The following is a 15,347-nucleotide window of genomic DNA, read 5'->3' as shown; positions in this document are numbered from 1 at the left end:
TCCCGGCGCGCGTCAGCCCAGATCGCCCGCGAGCAGGGTGTGGATGCCCTCGACGTTGGCCCGCAGATAGGCCGCGAGGCCGGCCGGCACCAGCCCGACCGAGGCCAGTCCGGACGGCGTGAACGGTACGCGCACGATGTCGTACTCGCCGTTCGGCTCGTCCACCTCGGGCCCGTGCCGCAGCGCGGGGTCCATCGATTCGAGCCGGCAGGCGAAGAAGTGCTGGATCTTGACCCCGCCGGGCTCGGGCACGGTGTCCACGAACGCGGGCACCGGTCGGCCGATCTTGCCGCCCAACTCCTCGAACACCTCGCGCCGCAGCGCCTCGACGACCGTGGTGTCCTCGGGCTCGACGCCGCCGCCGGGGGTGATCCAGTACGGGGGGCTGCCCGGCTTCGTGCGTTTGATCAGCACCATCCGATCCTCCTCGTCGAGGAGGATCGCGCGTGCCGTCCGCTTCACCACTGAACGCATCGTCGTGCCTCTGCTTTCTCGCCAGGCGTGGCCCCCCGTCTGAGACTTGCTTTCCGACGGAGCGGCCGGTTTATGCCTGTCTCACCCCACGCGAAGGGATCATGCCCAGCGCGCGGCGCGCGCGATCAGCTCGCCGTGCAGATGCGCGATGTGCGGTTGGCTCAGCGTGCCCTCGCGCACCGCGAGGAACACCGTGTGCAACGGCGGCAGTTCGGGCTCCAAAAGGGCCACCACCGCGCGCCGGTCCAGCGCCTCGGCGCACAGGTAGCGCGGCAGCACCGCGATGCCGTGCCCGGCACGCACACACTCCAGGACGGCGCGCAGGTCGGGCACCGTCACCGCGGCGGGCGCGGTGGGCTTGGCATCGAACACGGTGGACCAGTAGCGCCGGATCAGCGGCTGCTCCTCGGCCTCTCCGACCAGCGGCACCCCCTCCAGGGCGGCCGGGCCCTGTGCCCGGATCCGGCTCTGCGGCAGCCGCGAGGCCCAGTTCGGCGCGCCGACCAGGACGTACTCCTCGTCGGTGACCGGCGTGCCGACGATCCCGCGGGCGCGCGGGCGCACGTCGGAGATGACCAGATCGTGCCGGGCCGCGGCGAGCCCGGCCAACAGCGTGTCGCCGGGACCCAGGGTCACCCGTAACCGCAGGCCGCGCCGGACCAGGTCGGCCAGCGACGGCAACACGCGCAGCGCGGTCAGTTCGGTGGGACCGCCCAGGTGCACCGTGCGCCGCATCGGGTCGGTGCCGCGCAGCTCGCGGGCGGCGATCTCCTCGATCGCGTCCAGGTGCGGGGCGAGTCGGCGGGCCAGGTCGTCGGCGGGGCCGGTGGGCGCCACCCCGCGCGGCAGCCGTTCGAACAGCTGCTTGCCCACCTGCTTTTCCAGGGTGCGGATCTGCGCGGTTATCGCCGGTTGCGACAGTCCGAGCGACGCGGAGGCCCGGGTGAAGGAGCCCGCGCGGTGCACGGCCAGGAAAGTGCGCAACAGCGTCAGGTCCACGGGTCCCCCGTCTCGTGTCCCCCGACCACTCCCGAGAGCCGGGGACATCACGTGATCTTGCCCGAAGTCGCAGGTCAGCCCGGGGAGGCGGCGTCCAGGGCGCGCAGCACGTCGGCGACGAGATCCGCGGTGTCCTCGCAGCCCGCCGAGAATCTGACGAACCCCTCCGCGACATCGTTCCCGGCCCAGCGCGCACGTCGCTCGGCCGTGCTGTGCACGCCGCCGAAACTGGTGGCGTCGGCGACCAGTTCGAGGGCGCCCAGGAAGCGACGAGCGGTGTCCGCGTCGGCGAGCGTGAAGCTCACCACGCAGCCGAACCGCCGCATCACACGGGTGGCCACATCGTAGGACGGATCGCCCTTGAGCGCGGGGTGCCGGACGTCGGTGACCTCGGGGCGGGCGAGCAGCGCCTCGGCCACGGCCAGCGCGTTGGCGCCCTGCCGTTCCACCCGCAACTGGAGGGTGGACAACGAGCGATGCGCCAACCACGCCTCCATCGGTCCGGGCACCGCACCGGTGAGCGAGCGCCAGGACCGGACCCGCTCGGCGAGTTCGGCGCTCGCGCAGGCGACGTAGCCGAGCAGCACGTCGCTGTGCCCGGTCAGCGCCTTGGTGCCGCTCGCCGCCGAGATGTCCGCGCCCAGCGCGAGCGGGAGTTGGCCCAGCGGCGTGGCCAGCGTGTTGTCCACCGCCACCAGGGCGCCGCCGGCGTGCGCGAGTTCCACGACGCGGCGGATGTCGCATACATCCAGGCCCGGGTTGCTCGGGGTCTCCAGCCACACCAGTCGGGCGCCGGGCAGGGCCCGTTCCAGGTCGTCCCCGGCGGTCGGCACGGTGCGCACCTCGACCCCGCGCTCGGCCAGGTGCGCGCCGACCGTGCGGGTGGCGGGGTAGCCGTCAGAGGGCAGCACGACCACGTCGCCCGGCCCGGTGAGGCCGAGCAGGACGGCCGAGACCGCGGCCATCCCGGACGCGAACGTCACCGTGTCGGCTGCGCCCTCCAACGCGCCGATCGCGGTCTCCAGGCCGGCCCAGGTGGGGTTGGCGTAGCGCCCGTACTGGTAGGGCCCGGTCGGCTCGCCGGGCAGGTGGTAGGTGCCGGCGAACACCGGCCCGGGCAGGAAGGGGTCGCCCGGGGCGTGGCCGGGGCTGCCCACCCGGACCGCGCGCGTCCCGTCGCTCCATTCGTCGGCCATCACGACTCCCTCGCTGCCTGTTTCACGTGAAACCTCGTGCCGATCCATCGTGGCGGGCGGTTGTCAGTCGCGGTCCAGGACCAGACTCAGGAACCAGCTGACCAGGCCGATCACCAGGGCGCCGAGCAGCGCCGCCCCGAAGCCGTCGATGTGGAAGTCGAGATCGAGCTTGTTGGAGATCGCCTCGGTCAGCCACAACATCAGCGCGTTGATCACGAAGGTGATCAGGCCGAGGGTGAGTACGAACAGCGGTAGGGAGAGCAGCTTCACGATCGGTTTGATTATCGCGTTGACGATCCCGAAGATGAGCGCGACGAAAATTATCGTCTTGGCCCTGGTGCCGGCCGAGGCACCGTCGGCGAGATCGATTCCGGACACGAACCAGCCGGCGAACCAGATGGCCAGTGCGTTGGCGACAAGTTTGATGAACAGGCTTTTCATATCTTGATGCTGGCACCCGGCGGGCCTCTCCCGCTCGTGCCTGGAGGATAAGTCTGCTCGTGTCGGTAAGGAGTTGGTCACATGAAGGTCTTCCGCCTCGACGACCTGGACGCGGAACGCGCCTTCGAACAGGGCGCCTACCTGAGTTTCCTGCGTGAGCGGAACTTCTCGATGGGCCTGTACGCCCTGGAGCCGGGCGAGACCGACACCCAGAAGCCGCACGGGCAGGACGAGGCGTACGTGGTGATCAGCGGTCGGGCCACGCTCACCGTGGGCGACGAGTCGACCGCCGTCGCGCGCGGCAGCGTGGTGTACGTGCCGGCCAAGGTGCCGCACCACTTCCACCGGATCACCGAACCGCTGCGCGTGCTGGTGTTCTTCTCGCCGCCGGAGGCGTGAGCGGGCGACCGGCCGCGCCGGGCCCGCCCGGCCGTCGGTGGTTCCGCCCGCCGGCCGGCCGTGTACGACAATCGCATCTCGGGATCCGACGACGGGAAGTACATCCGATGGCACTGCGCGACGAACTCTGGGCGTCGATCGAGGACGTCTACGCGGCGATCCTCGACCACCCCTTCATCCACGGGCTCACCGACGGCACGCTGCCGCGCGAGGCGTTCCGGCACTACGTCGTGCAGGACTCGCACTACCTGCGCGACTACGCCAGGGCGCTCGCGGTGTGCGCGGCCAAGGCGCCGGACGAGGCGACGACCGTGCAGTTCGCGCAGGACGCGGCCGGGGCGATCGCGGCGGAGCGGTCGCTGCACGAGGGCTTCATGGTCGACTTCGGCAGTTCGGTGGCCGACGCGACGGCGACCGAGCCGGTGTTGCCCAGCACCCGCGCCTACGTCAGCTACCTGATGGCCACCGTGCACAACGGCTCGTTCGCCGAGGGTGTGGCGGCGGTGCTGCCCTGCTACTGGATCTACGCCCGGGTGGGTGACGCGCTGCTCGCCAAGGGTTCGCCCGACGAGCTGTACGGGCGGTGGATAGCCACGTACGGCGCCGAGGAGTTCCAGGAGACGGTGCGCGCGGTCCTGGACCTGGTGGACCGGATCGGCGAGGACCTGTCGGCGGGCGAGAGGGCCCGGATGCTGGAACACTTCGCGACCACCGCGCGCTACGAGTGGATGTTCTGGGACGCCGCGTGGCGAGGCGAGCGCTGGCCGGTCTGAGCACGGGGTACGGCGTCGCGCGGCCCGGCGCACGTCGGGCCGCCGTCGCGCGGAGCGGAACCGGGCTTCCCGGGTAGGGCGTGTCCTCCCGGGGAATGTGCTCCCCTGGTGTGCACGTCTCGCGTGGGTTCGCGTGACTTGGGGGTTGGACGATGGAGACATGGCCGCGGTGGGCGCGCATCGGCGTTCCGGTGCTGGCGCTGGTGCTGCTGTGCTGGTTGCTGATCTGGCTGTTCTCGGCCTTCCTGATGGTCCTCGTCAAGGGTGTCGTGGGGTTGTTCGTGGTGATCGGCATGGTCGTGCTCGCCCGTACGGCGGTGACCGGTCGGGGACCGCGCGATCCGCTGGAGTGAACCCGGCGCTGGTCGTGCGGTCTGCGGTGTGCCAGGGTGGGGGCGCACCACACGGAGATACACGGGAGCTCGGGGCACCGGGCTGAGAGGGCGCTGAGGCCGCGCCGACCGCAGAACCTGACCGGGTAATGCCGGCGTAGGGAGCCTTTCCATGACCTCGCACGACACTTCGCTGTCCGCTGTCGGCACCGCCGCGCAGACGGTCACCAGCGGTCCGATTTCCCCCGCCCACCACCGCGGCTATGTCGCCGGATCGCGCGAGGACCTGCGCGTCCCGGTGCGTACGGTGCACCTGACCAACGGCGAGACGGTTCGCCTGTACGACACGTCCGGCCCGTACACCGATCCCGCCTTCGAGGTGGACGTGCGGCGCGGTCTGCCCGCGTTGCGCGAGGCGTGGATCGACGAGCGCGGCGACACCGAGCGCTACGACGGCCGGATCGCCGACCTTACCCCGGCCGGGCTCGCGGTGCCGGGCGCGGGGGTGCGTCCCCGGCGGGCCGCCGGATCCGAGGCGGTGACCCAACTCGGCTACGCCCGGCGCGGGTTGATCACCCCGGAGATGGAGTTCGTGGCCGTCCGCGAGGGCCTGACCCCGGAGATGGTGCGGGACGAGATCGCCGCCGGGCGGGCGGTGTTGCCCGCGAACATCAACCACCCCGAGATCGAGCCGATGGCGATCGGCAAGAACTTCCTGGTCAAGGTCAACGCGAACATCGGCAACTCGGCGGTGACCTCCTCGATCGAGGAGGAGACCGACAAGCTGGTGTGGGCGATCCGCTGGGGCGCGGACACCGTGATGGACCTGTCCACCGGCAAGGACATCCACACCACGCGCGAGTGGATCGTGCGCAACTCGCCGGTCCCGATCGGCACGGTGCCGCTGTACCAGGCGCTGGAGAAGGTGAACGGCAAGCCCGAGGAACTGACCTGGGAGCTGTACCGGGACACCGTGATCGAGCAGTGCGAGCAGGGCGTCGACTACATGACGGTGCACGCCGGCGTGCTGCTGCGCTATGTGCCGCTGACCGCGCGGCGCAAGACCGGGATCGTCTCGCGCGGCGGCTCGATCATGGCCGCCTGGTGTCTGGCGCACCACCAAGAGAACTTCCTGTACACGCGCTTCGCCGAGCTGACCGAGATCCTGCGCGCGTACGACGTGACCTACTCGCTCGGCGACGGCCTGCGTCCGGGCTCGATCGCCGACGCCAACGACGCGGCGCAGTTCGCCGAGTTGGAGACGCTGGGCGAACTGGGCCGGATCTCCCGGTCGATGGACGTCCAGGTGATGATCGAGGGCCCCGGCCACGTGCCGATGCACAAGATCAAGGAGAACGTCGATCTCCAGCAGCGCATCTGCGACGAGGCGCCGTTCTACACCCTGGGCCCGCTGACCACCGACGTGGCGCCCGGCTACGACCACATCACCTCGGCGATCGGCGCGGCGATGATCGGGATGTGGGGCACCGCGATGCTCTGCTACGTGACGCCGAAGGAGCACCTGGGCCTGCCGGACCGGGACGACGTCAAGGCGGGCGTGATCGCGTACCGGATCGCCGCGCACGCGGCCGATCTGGCCAAGGGCCACCCGGGCGCGCAGGCGTGGGACGACGCGCTCTCCGACGCCCGGTTCGAATTCCGCTGGCAGGACCAGTTCGACCTGGCGATGGACCCGGACACGGCGCGGGCGTACCACGACGCGACGCTGCCGGCCGAGCCGGCGAAGACCGCCCACTTCTGCTCGATGTGCGGGCCGAAGTTCTGCTCGATGCGGATCTCCCACGACATCCGCGCGGAACACGGCGACGGCGTGGCGGTCGTGGCGGTCGAAGCCGAGGCCGAGGCGGGCATGCGCGCCAAGTCCGCGGAGTTCGCCGCCGCGGGCAATCGGGTGTATCTGCCGCTGGCCGACTGAGTCGCGGCGAGGGGCCGCGGATCCCGGTTCTCGGTTTCGGGGAATCCGCGGTCCCCCGCCGGATGGTGGTCGAGCCGCCCTAGGAGATCGCCCGGAGACGGCCGGTGTCCGGCCGGCGCAGTTGCTCCAGACTCGTCGCCGTCGCCTCGTTCGCCGGCAGGAAGATGACCAACTGCTGGTCGTCGCCGGCCAGTTCGAGCGTCTCCCGGTTGAGCTCGAGTCGGTGGCCCGAGGGGTGGTCGAGGCGAAGTACGCCGCGTGCGGGCACCACGTGTCGGTTCAGGCGTCGGGTGAACTCGGGTCCGGCGAGGGGTCCGAGTTCGTCGGTGATCCACTGGGAGCCCTCGGCCGAGGGGGCGAGCCACAGGTCGAAGGCCTGCTCGTCCGCGACGACGTCCCAGTCGACGAAGAAGGTCCGGGCGGCGGGGTCGGTGAACACGTAGCGGGTGAGGTTCGGGGCGTCGGCGTCGAGCAAACCGCTCGCGCCCATGACCGACGCGTAGCCGGCGGTGTGGGCGAGCACGAACCCCAGCCGGTTGCTCACCGCGGCGATGCCCGGTTCGAGGAGGCGAAGGGTCTCCCGGATGGTCGGGCGCACCTCCCGGGTCACCGGCGTGGGCGCGGGCCGGGGATGGGCGGTGCATTCGCCGCCGGTGATCTTCGCGAGGTAGCGCAGGTGCACACGTTCCGCCGGGTCGAGGCTGAGCGCGTCGGCGAGCGCGTTCACGATCGACACCGAGGGGTTGCGGTCCCGGCCCTGTTCGATGCGGGTCAGGTATTCGACGCTGATGCCGGCCCGCGCGGCGAGATCCAGGCGCCGCAGTCCCGGCGACCTGCGTCGGCCGCGGTCGGGCAGGCCCAGTGACTCCGGTTGCACGCTGTCGCGTTTGGCGCGGATGAAGTCCCCCAACGGCGTACTCATGCCGCGAGCATAGGCCGCCGATCACCGCCGGTGGAGGGCTCAGCGTGGCTCCCCGGGGGCCGGCCTGAGCGCGGTCTGGTTGCCCCCGCGGCGCGGCCGGATCGTGGTGGGCATGGAGAACAAGCCCAAGCTGCTGATCATCGTCGGAAGTGTTCGCGAAGGCCGATTCGGCCCGGTCGTGACCTCGTGGTTCACCGAACAGGTCGGTGCCCACGGCGGATTCGAGGTGGATGTCGTCGACCTGGCCGACATCGACATCCCGTTGGCGCTGCCCGCGGCATCACCCAAGGCCCCCGCCGACGAGTACCCGCGTCCGGCCGGGATGGCGCCGTTGACGTCGGCCCTCGCGAGTGCCGACGCGATCGTGCTGGTCACGCCGGAGTACAACCACAGTTATCCCGCGTCGTTGAAGGCCGCCATCGACTGGCACTTCACCCAGTGGACGGCCAAGCCCGTGGCCTTCGTCAGCTACGGCGGCGCGGCGGGTGGCCGGCACGCGGTGCTGCACCTGGAGAACGTGCTGACGGAACTGCACGCGGTGACCATCCGCGACGGCCTGGCCTTCCCGAACTACTTCCTCACGTGGCAGGACGACCACCCGACCGACCCCGAGGCCGCGGGCTACGCCAAGGTCCTGCTCGACCAGCTGTCGTGGTGGGCGCACGCGCTCCGGTCGGCGCGGGAGACGACTCCGTACCCGGCATGAGGCGCGACGGCGACGGCCCGGGATCCTCGTCGACCCGGGTGGCCGGCAGGCCGGCCGGCAGCGCCGACGCCCGCAGGTGGGCCCGTCCGGTGCGGCCGGGATGGGCGCCGCACGGCTCGATGTGCACGCCCGGCGCGCGGGCGTCGCGAGGCACCGGACCGCCTTGGAAGGTCACGTGCCCGGCGGTGGGCCGGGCCGGTCCGACGATCGTCTTCAACACGGTCGTCTTGCCCGCCCCGTTCGGGCCGAGGAATCCGGTCACCACCCCCGCTCGCACGGTGAAGGAGAGATGGTCGACCACGGTGGTACGGCCGTAGCGTTTGGTCAGTTCGTGGACCGCTGTCGCCGGGGGGTGTGGGGGCGTCGAAGTCATGCCGAAGGCATCGACGCCGCCGATCTCCCGGTCTTCGGTCGAAGGGCCGAACCCGACTTGCCACTTGCGGAGGAGTGTCGGGGGCGTCGCGGTCAGCGCGGGTCGGGGATCAGGACGACCTTGCCGGTGATCGTGCCCGACTCGGCCAGTGTCATCGCCTCCGCGGCCCGGGTCAGCGGGATGCGGGCGGCCACCTGGGGGGTGATGGTGCCCTCGGCGAGCAGGGCGAGGACCTCGGTCAGGTCGGCGCGCAGGCGGGCTTGGAAGGCGGCCCGGCGGCGCTTGCCCGCCCAGATGTTGTAGAAGTGGGTGCGCCGGCCGTTGGGCAGCAGGTTCCACCACAGCAGACGGGCGATCAGCCGGAGCACCGGGAGCCGGGACGAGCCGGGCCGGTCCTTCGTGGCCGCCGTTCCGTAGGAGACCAGCGTGCCGCCCCGGGCGATCAGTCGGAACGAATCGACGATGCCGTCCCCGCCCACGTGGTCGAACACCGCGTCCACGCCGTCGGGGGCCGACTCGCGCACCAGGGACGCCAGATCGGGCGCGCGGTAGTCGAGCGGGACGGCGCCGAGCGCGCGTACCGCGTCGTGGTGGCGCGGGGACGCGGTGCCGATCACCCGGATGCCCGCGTGCGTGGCCAGCTGGACCAGGGTCGAGCCCACGCCGCCATTGGCGCCGTGTACCAGGATCGTCTGTCCCCGACGCACCCTCGCCACGCGGTGCAACATCTGCCACGCGGTGATCCCGTTGACCACCACCGTCTCCGCCTCGGCCGGGTCGACCTCCTCGGGCACCTCGACCAGGTCGGCGACCGGGAGCACGATCCGGCTCGACCAGCCGCCGACCTTGGTCAGCGCGGCGAAGCGGCGGCCGACGAGGGAGGCGTTCACCCGGGGGCCCACCCGCAACACCGTGCCGACGAGGTCGTAGCCGGGCACGAACGGGAAGGGCGGCTGGTCGTAGTACTTGCCCCGGCGCATCTGCTGCTCGGCGAAGGACACCCCCGACGCCTCGACCGCGAGCAGCACCTCCCCGGGGCCGGGCTCGGCCACCGGGCGCTCGCGCACCTGCAGACCCGAGGGGTCGACGATGCCCGGGAGCACGATCTCGGTCGCGGTCTCGGTGGAGGGCCGGCCCTGGGGGGTGGACGCGGACGGGGTCGTGGTCTCGATCGCACTGATGGTCATGGCATCTCCCTGATTAGTGACTCGCAATCACCTTCGTTATAGCATCTAACTTAAGTGCATACCCGTAGTCCGTCAAGGTTCCCCGCGAAACCCGTCGGCTAGATCGGCGCCGACCACGTCACCGTCGTCCCGAGCCCGTCCGGCCCCGGGCCGAAGTCGGCCCGGCCGCCCAACTCCTCGGCCCGGCCCGCCAGATTGGCCAGCCCGCGGCGCCGGCCGCCCGGTGCGATGCCCACGCCGTCGTCGGTGACCGCCAGGGCGACGGAGCCGCCGGCCACCACCAGGCTCACCTCGACGCGCGACGCGTGCGCGTGGCGGGACACGTTGGACAGGATCTCGCGCAGTGCGGCCAGGAGCTGCTCGGCGACCTCGTCCGGCACGGTCGAGTCGACCGGTCCGGCGAAGGTGACCGTCGGATCGAAGCCGAGTGCGGGCGCCGCCGCGCTCGCCTCGCGCAACACCCGCCCCCGGACCCCGGTCGCCCCTTCGCGCGGCGGATTCTGCAGCGCGAAAATCGTGCTGCGCACCTCGCGAATGGTCGCGTCGAGCTCGTCCACCGCCTGATCGACCCGGGTGATCACACCCGGTACCTTGGCCAGCCGGGCCGCGCCCTGGAGCATCATCCCCGTCGCGAACAGCCGCTGGATGACCAGGTCGTGCAGGTCCCGGGCGATCCGGTCGCGATCCTCGAACACCGCCAGCCGCTCCCGATCGCGCTGCGCGCCCGCCAGCATCAGCGCGATCGCGGCCTGGCCGCCGAACGCCTGCGCCATCGAGCGCTCGGTCGCGTTGAACGGCACCGCGCCGACGCGCTTGTCCAACTCCAGCGCGCCGAGGATGCGATCGCTGGCGATCAGCGGTACGAACAGGCCCGGACCGAAGCAGCGCGACTTGGCCACCATCACGTTCGGGTCGGTGCTCATGTCCTCGATGAAGATGCTGCGCCCGGCGTTGATCGCCTCCGCGAGCGGGGTGCCCTTCTCGATCACCGTGCCCCCGAGGCCCGCCAGGTCCTCGCCGGAGGTGACCTCGACCAGGTAGGAGCCGTCGGGCTGGGGCAGGTACATCGCGGCGAAGTCCGCCTCGGCCAGGCTGCGGGCCCGCTCCGCCACCACGACCAGCGCCTCGTCCGGGTCCTGCGCGCTCAGCAGCGCCGTGGTGACGTCCGCCGAGCCCATGATCCACTTCTCCCGGCGGGCCGCGCTCTCGAACAGGCGCGCGTTCTCGATCGCGACGCCGGCCGCCGCCGCGAGTGCCCGGACCACCTGCTGGTCCTCGATGCCGAAGTCGGGTCGACCGCGCTTCTCGGTCAGGTACAGATTGCCGAACACCTCGTTGCGCACCCGGATCGGCACGCCCAGGAACGAGTGCATCGCCGGATGGTTCGGCGGGAAGCCGTACGAGGCCGGATGCCGGGTCAGATCGTCGAGGAGCAGCGGCTCGGGACGGTCGATCAGCAGGCCCAGGATGCCCCGGCCGTGCGGGAGTTCGCCGATGCGCTCGCGGTCGGCCGGGTCGATGCCGACGGTGATGAAGTCGGACAGGTTGTTGTCGCCGCCGATCACGCCGAGCGCGGCGTAGCGGGCGTCGGCCAGTTCGGCGGCGGCCTCGACGATCCGGCGCAGCGTGGTGTGCAGGTCGAGGTCGGCGCCGACCGCGATCACCGCTTCGAGCAGGCCCTGGAGCCGGTTCCCGGTGGTCGCGGCCGAGCCGAGCCGTTCGACCACCCCGGCGACGAGGTCGTCCAGGGCGAGCGGGCCCGGCTCGGGGGGCCGGTGGGCGTCGCGGGTGTCGTCCGCTCGGTCGGGGCGCCGGGGCGGGTCGGGGCGCTGGGTCCGCTCGGGGTCCTCCGGGCTGTCGCCGCCGTTCGCCATGGGTAAAGCGTACGGGGGTGAATCGGCCGGAAAGCGGTCAAACCGCATGGACACGCGTACGGATCCGCGGCCGACTCGTCCCGCGCCCGCCCGGGGCGGGCGGGTGGGATGCCCCGCTCAGGCGCCCGCCGCGACCGGCGCCGCGGCGCGCTCGCGTTCCAGGAGCGTGCGGAACTCCCCGGGCGCGGTGCTCAGTTCCGCCCACGTGCCGCGTTGGCGAACCCGGCCCTCGGCCAGGACCACGATCTCGTCCACCGCGTCCAGGCCGGTGAGCCGGTGGGTCACCAGGAGGGTGGTCCGGCCCCGGGTGGCGTCGAGCAGGTCGGCGGTCAGCGCGTCGGCCGTGGGCAGGTCGAGGTGTTCGGCCGGCTCGTCCAGGAGCAGGATCTCGAAGTCGGCGAGCAGCGCGCGGGCGAGCGCGAGCCGTTGCCGCTGGCCGCCGGAGAGGCGGGCGCCGTGTTCGCCGACCATCGTGTCCAACCCCTCGGGCAGGCCGTCGACCCAGTCGAGGAGCCGGGCCCGGGCCAGCGCCGCCCGCATCGCCTCCTCGTCGCAGTCCGGCCGGGCCAGCCGCAGGTTCTCCCGCAGCGAACTGTCGAAGACGTGCGCGTCCTGCGCGCACAGCCCGATCACCCGGCGTACGTCGTCCCCGGCCGCCTCGCCGAGCGGTACACCGCCCAACGTCACCGTGCCCGCCGCCGGCTCCAGGAAGCGCAGCAGCACATGGGCCAACGTGGTCTTGCCCGACCCGCTCGGCCCGACCACCGCGAGCCGCTTGCCGGGCGTCAGGTCGAGGTCGACCCCGATCAGGGCCGGCGGGCCGTCGGGGGTCCAGCGGGCGGACACATCGCGCACCCGCAACGGCCGCGGCGCGGCGGGCAGCGCGACGGGCGCGACCGGTTCGCGCACCGGCTCCGGGGTGTCCAGCACCTCGAACACCCGTGCCGCGGCCCGCCGCGACGCCTCCAGGTGCCGGCCCGCGGCGGGCAGCACGACGGTGGCCTCGAACGCGGCCAGGGGGGTGAGCACCACCAGCGCGAGCAGCACGCCGCCCAGCCGGTCGGCGTGCACCGCGGCGACGCCGACCAGGACCGAGGCCCAGACCGTCGCGCCGGCCACCAGCGCGGCCAGACCCGCGCCGACGCCCGCGCCCCGGGCCTGGCCCGCCTCGGTCGCCCGCAGCCGGGCGCCCACCTCGGCCACCTCGGCGAGTCGGGCGGGGGCGCGGCCGGCGGCGATCAATTCGGGGGTGCCGCGCAGCAGGTCGACCACGGCGGCGGACAGCTCGCCCCGGACGGCCGCGACCCGGCGCTCGGCCCGCCGGGCGACCCGGGCGGCCAGCCACGGCACCAGCACGCCGGCGGCGAGCAGACCCACGAGCAGCACCGCGCCGGCCTCCGGGAGCACCAGGGCGACGGTGAGTACCGCGCCCGCGCCGACCACCGCCGCCACGCAGGCGGGCAACAGCGCCCGCAGGAAGAAGTCCTGTACCGCGTCCACGTCGGCGACCAGCCGGGACAGCAGATCCCCGCGACGGAAGGCGGGCAGCCCCGTCGGCGCCAACCGCTCCAGCCGCTCGTACACCCGAACCCGCAACCGGGCCAGGATCCGAAACGCCGCGTCGTGCCCGATCAGCCGCTCGGCATACCGGAACACCGCGCGCGAGACGCCGAAGGCCCGAACCCCGGTCACCGCGACCATCAGCGTCAGCACCGGCGGATGTTCGGACGCCCGTGAGATCAACCACGCCGAGGTGGCCATGAGCCCCACCGAACTACCGAGCGCGAGCGCCCCGCACACCACCGCCAGCGCGAGCCGCCCCCGCAACGGCCGGGCCAGCGCGAGCAGCCGCCGCCCGGGACCGGCCGCGGCGGGAGCCGGTGCGTCGGGCGCTACGGCGGACGAACCGTCCGAGCCCGAGGCCCCCGACGCGGTCACCGATCCGGCCGAGCCCACCGCTTCCGCAGCCGGCCCCGCCGACACCGCCGCGACATCACCCGCCGCCTCCGCCGCGCGCATCGTGTCCGCCCGGGCCCGAGCCCCGACCGCCGCGTGCGCCCCGACCGGAGACCCCCGGCGACCGGGGCACCCGCCGACGGGCCCGCCACGCCCACCACCCGATCCGCCAACGGCAACAACGCGGGTCGATGTGCCACCAGAATCACCGTGCGTCCCGCCGCCAACCGGCCGACCGCGTCGACGACGGCCGCCTCGCTGTCCCCGTCCAGGTTCGAGGTCGGCTCGTCGAGCAGCAGGATCGGGCGGTCGGCCAGGAACGCCCGGGCCAGCGCGAGGCGTTGCCGCTGTCCGGCGGACAGGCCCGCCCCGTCCTCGCCCAGCGGCGCGGCGAGCCCCCCGCGCGCGCCACGAAGTCGGCCGCCCCCGCGTCGGCCAGCGCCCGGTCCACCTCGGCGTCGCTCGCGTCCGGCCGGGCCAGCCGTACGTTCGCCCCGATCGTGCCCGCGAACAGGTAGGGCCGCTGTGGCACCCACGCGATGTGTGCCCGCCACGCCCGCGGATCGAGGTCGGCCAGCTCCACCCCGCCCACCGTGACCCGACCCGACGTCGGCCGCACGAAGCCGAGCAGCACCGCGAGCAGGGTCGACTTCCCGCACCCGCTCGGACCGGTCAGCGCCACCGTCTCGCCGGGCCGCACGGTCAGGTCGACGTCCGCCGGCGCGGCGTCCGCGCGTCCCTCGTAGCGCACCGTCACCCCGTGCAGCACCACGTCGGCCGAGCGCGGATCCGGCACCGGCGCGGTCCCGGCCGGAGCGTCCGGCGCGGTCTCCAGCACCTCGAACACCCGTTCCGCGGCGCTGACCCCCTCGACGCTCGCGTGATACTCGGCGCCGACCTGACGCAGCGGCAGATACGCCTCGGGAGCCAGGATCAGCACCACGAGCGCGGTCTCCAGGCCCAGGTCCCCGTCCACGAGGCGCAGGCCCACGCCGACCGCGACGAGCGCGACCGAGATGGTGGCGAGCAGTTCCAGGGCGAACGAGGACAGGAACGCGATGCGCAGGGTCTTGAGGGTGGCCCGGCGGTAGTCGTCGGTGATCGTCCGGATCGACGCGGCCTGGGCTTTGGCCCGCCCGAACACCTTCAGCGTCGGCAGCCCGGCGACCACGTCCAGGAAGTGTCCGGCCAGCCGGTTCAGCACGCTCCACTGCCGGTCCATGTACTTCTGCGTGGCCATCCCGATCAACGCCATGAACAGCGGGATCAGCGGGAGGGTGACCACGATCGTGGCGGCCGAGATCCAGTCGCCGAACACCACCCGCGCGAGCACCGCCACCGGCACCGTGACGGACAGGACCAGCTGCGGCAGATAACGCGCGAAGTAGCCGTCGAGCGCGTCCACGCCCCGGGTGGCGAGCGTGGTCAGCTCACCCGACCGCTCCCGGTTCAGCCAGGCCGGGCCGAGCCGGACCACGTGCGCGAGCAGGCGTTCGCGCAACTGCGACTTCACCGCCGCCGAGGTCCGGTGCGCGACCACCTCGGTGAGCCAGGAGATCGCCGAGCGGGCCGCGACCACGCCGGCCAGCAGGCCCAGCTCCGGCCACAGGTCGCCGACCCCGGCGCCCTCCTCGAACGCCGCCACGATCACCCGGGCGAGCAGTGCCGCCTGGACGAGCACGAGACCCGCGCCCGCCGTGCCCAGCACCACCGTCAGGGCCAAAAAGCCCCGGGTGGCTCGGGCGTGGGTCAGCAGGCGCGGGTCAACAGGCTTCACGA

Annotated in this window: 12 protein-coding genes and 2 pseudogenes; 5 read left to right on the top strand and 9 right to left on the bottom strand. The window is 72.7% G+C overall.

Annotated elements, in window-relative coordinates; all coding sequences use genetic code 11:
* Positions 1 to 12: 12 nt before the first annotated feature.
* The 4 genes from B4N89_RS14595 to B4N89_RS14580 form a co-directional block, all read right to left on the bottom strand.
* Positions 13 to 474 carry an NUDIX domain-containing protein gene (locus B4N89_RS14595; protein ID WP_078976273.1) on the bottom strand — a complete coding sequence of 154 codons (462 nt, stop codon included), beginning with the start codon at positions 472 to 474 and terminating at the stop codon, positions 13 to 15.
* A 99-nt stretch (positions 475 to 573) separates the two neighbouring features.
* Entirely contained in the window at positions 574 to 1,473 is a 900-nt protein-coding gene (locus B4N89_RS14590; protein WP_078976272.1) for a LysR family transcriptional regulator, read from the bottom strand.
* A gap of 74 nt (positions 1,474 to 1,547) precedes the next feature.
* Positions 1,548 to 2,669, bottom strand: a complete 1,122-nt coding sequence (locus tag B4N89_RS14585) for a cystathionine gamma-lyase (RefSeq protein WP_078976271.1) — start codon at positions 2,667 to 2,669, stop codon at positions 1,548 to 1,550.
* Between the two features lie 63 nt (positions 2,670 to 2,732).
* Complete coding sequence (locus B4N89_RS14580; RefSeq protein ID WP_078976270.1) at positions 2,733 to 3,110, bottom strand: phage holin family protein; 378 nt, start codon at positions 3,108 to 3,110, stop codon at positions 2,733 to 2,735.
* Positions 3,111 to 3,191: 81 nt separating this feature from the next.
* Here B4N89_RS14580 and B4N89_RS14575 point away from each other — a divergent pair, with 81 nt between their 5' ends.
* The 4 genes from B4N89_RS14575 to thiC all read left to right on the top strand — a co-directional run bounded on the left by B4N89_RS14575 (position 3,192) and on the right by thiC (position 6,550).
* Positions 3,192 to 3,509, top strand: coding sequence for a cupin domain-containing protein (locus B4N89_RS14575; RefSeq protein WP_078976269.1), 318 nt, complete (start codon positions 3,192 to 3,194; stop codon positions 3,507 to 3,509).
* A 107-nt stretch (positions 3,510 to 3,616) separates the two neighbouring features.
* Positions 3,617 to 4,282 carry a thiaminase II gene (tenA, locus tag B4N89_RS14570; protein ID WP_078976268.1) on the top strand — a complete coding sequence of 222 codons (666 nt, stop codon included), beginning with the start codon at positions 3,617 to 3,619 and terminating at the stop codon, positions 4,280 to 4,282.
* A 152-nt stretch (positions 4,283 to 4,434) separates the two neighbouring features.
* Entirely contained in the window at positions 4,435 to 4,635 is a 201-nt protein-coding gene (locus B4N89_RS14565) for a hypothetical protein (protein ID WP_078976267.1), read from the top strand.
* Positions 4,636 to 4,786: 151 nt separating this feature from the next.
* Positions 4,787 to 6,550, top strand: coding sequence for a phosphomethylpyrimidine synthase ThiC (gene thiC, locus B4N89_RS14560; RefSeq protein WP_078976266.1), 1,764 nt, complete (start codon positions 4,787 to 4,789; stop codon positions 6,548 to 6,550).
* Between the two features lie 79 nt (positions 6,551 to 6,629).
* Here thiC and B4N89_RS14555 read toward each other — a convergent pair whose 3' ends face one another.
* Positions 6,630 to 7,472 carry a helix-turn-helix domain-containing protein gene (locus B4N89_RS14555; RefSeq protein WP_078976265.1) on the bottom strand — a complete coding sequence of 281 codons (843 nt, stop codon included), beginning with the start codon at positions 7,470 to 7,472 and terminating at the stop codon, positions 6,630 to 6,632.
* Positions 7,473 to 7,584: 112 nt separating this feature from the next.
* On the opposite strand from B4N89_RS14555, the gene B4N89_RS14550 reads away from it, so the two are divergent.
* Positions 7,585 to 8,178 (top strand): NADPH-dependent FMN reductase, encoded by a 594-nt coding sequence (locus B4N89_RS14550; RefSeq protein ID WP_078976264.1) that lies wholly within the window; start codon positions 7,585 to 7,587, stop codon positions 8,176 to 8,178.
* Between the two features lie 193 nt (positions 8,179 to 8,371).
* Here the strand turns inward: B4N89_RS14550 and B4N89_RS51370 are convergent.
* From B4N89_RS51370 to cydD, 4 genes and pseudogenes are all read right to left on the bottom strand, one after another.
* Positions 8,372 to 8,551 (bottom strand): annotated as a pseudogene (locus B4N89_RS51370) (ATP-binding cassette domain-containing protein); the annotation flags it as partial.
* A gap of 92 nt (positions 8,552 to 8,643) precedes the next feature.
* Positions 8,644 to 9,738, bottom strand: a complete 1,095-nt coding sequence (locus B4N89_RS14540) for a medium chain dehydrogenase/reductase family protein (protein WP_078976263.1) — start codon at positions 9,736 to 9,738, stop codon at positions 8,644 to 8,646.
* A gap of 98 nt (positions 9,739 to 9,836) precedes the next feature.
* A complete protein-coding gene (locus B4N89_RS14535; RefSeq protein WP_201260844.1) occupies positions 9,837 to 11,612 on the bottom strand; it encodes a GAF domain-containing protein in 1,776 nt (591 codons plus the stop codon).
* A gap of 117 nt (positions 11,613 to 11,729) precedes the next feature.
* Positions 11,730 to 15,345: pseudogene (gene cydD, locus B4N89_RS52605) on the bottom strand (thiol reductant ABC exporter subunit CydD).
* Between the last annotated feature and the right edge of the window lie 2 nt (positions 15,346 to 15,347).

The sequence above is a fragment of the Embleya scabrispora genome, assembly GCF_002024165.1.
GTDB lineage: Bacteria > Actinomycetota > Actinomycetes > Streptomycetales > Streptomycetaceae > Embleya > Embleya scabrispora_A.
Note: the sequence above shows the minus strand (reverse complement) of the source record. Positions and strands in the feature narration are given on the sequence as shown.

Coding starts and splice junctions, on each gene's coding strand:
- B4N89_RS14595 (WP_078976273.1), bottom strand. CDS start 474: ATGCGTTCAGTGGTGAAGCGGACGGCACGCGCGATCCTCCTCGACGAG.
- B4N89_RS14585 (WP_078976271.1), bottom strand. CDS start 2,669: ATGGCCGACGAATGGAGCGACGGGACGCGCGCGGTCCGGGTGGGCAGC.
- B4N89_RS14580 (WP_078976270.1), bottom strand. CDS start 3,110: ATGAAAAGCCTGTTCATCAAACTTGTCGCCAACGCACTGGCCATCTGG.
- B4N89_RS14575 (WP_078976269.1), top strand. CDS start 3,192: ATGAAGGTCTTCCGCCTCGACGACCTGGACGCGGAACGCGCCTTCGAA.
- tenA (WP_078976268.1), top strand. CDS start 3,617: ATGGCACTGCGCGACGAACTCTGGGCGTCGATCGAGGACGTCTACGCG.
- B4N89_RS14565 (WP_078976267.1), top strand. CDS start 4,435: ATGGAGACATGGCCGCGGTGGGCGCGCATCGGCGTTCCGGTGCTGGCG.
- thiC (WP_078976266.1), top strand. CDS start 4,787: ATGACCTCGCACGACACTTCGCTGTCCGCTGTCGGCACCGCCGCGCAG.
- B4N89_RS14555 (WP_078976265.1), bottom strand. CDS start 7,472: ATGAGTACGCCGTTGGGGGACTTCATCCGCGCCAAACGCGACAGCGTG.
- B4N89_RS14550 (WP_078976264.1), top strand. CDS start 7,585: ATGGAGAACAAGCCCAAGCTGCTGATCATCGTCGGAAGTGTTCGCGAA.
- B4N89_RS14540 (WP_078976263.1), bottom strand. CDS start 9,738: ATGACCATCAGTGCGATCGAGACCACGACCCCGTCCGCGTCCACCCCC.
- B4N89_RS14535 (WP_201260844.1), bottom strand. CDS start 11,612: ATGGCGAACGGCGGCGACAGCCCGGAGGACCCCGAGCGGACCCAGCGC.